Below are 426 nucleotides of genomic sequence, written 5' to 3'. Positions count from 1 at the left end.
CGCGCGACTTCGGAGCCGAAGGCGCCGTGCGCGCCGATGACCAGCAGCGAGCGCCCCGCCAGTGGCTTGGCCGCCTCGCTCATGCCGGCTTCTGCGCTTCGCTGACGATGCGCGCCAGCTCGCCGGCCTGGTGCAGCTCCAGGGTGATGTCGCAGCCGCCGATCAGCTCGCCGTTGATGAACAGCTGCGGAAAGGTCGGCCAGTTCGAGAAGCGCGGCAGGTTGGCGCGCACTTCCGGATCCTGCAGCACGTTGACCGCATGGAACCTGGCGTTGCAGGCCTTCAGCGCCTCGACGGTGCGCGAGGAGAAGCCGCACATCGGGAACTGCGGGGTGCCCTTCATGAAGAGGACGATGGGGTGTTCGGCAAGCACGGACTTGATGCGATCGACGGTGGCGTTGATGGGGTATCGATAGCGGCGATGCG

General features: G+C 67.1%; 1 protein-coding gene. It reads right to left on the bottom strand.

Going from position 1 to position 426, the window contains the following annotated elements; all coding sequences use genetic code 11:
• Nucleotides 1-79 precede the first annotated feature (79 nt).
• A complete protein-coding gene (gene grxD / locus FLQ44_RS01765) occupies nucleotides 80-403 on the bottom strand; it encodes a Grx4 family monothiol glutaredoxin (protein ID WP_147692788.1) in 324 nt (107 codons plus the stop codon).
• Nucleotides 404-426 lie beyond the last annotated feature (23 nt).

It is taken from the genome of Vogesella mureinivorans (assembly GCF_007644035.1).
Taxonomy (GTDB): Bacteria; Pseudomonadota; Gammaproteobacteria; order Burkholderiales; family Chromobacteriaceae; genus Vogesella; species Vogesella mureinivorans.
This window is presented reverse-complemented; position numbering and strand designations above follow the sequence as displayed.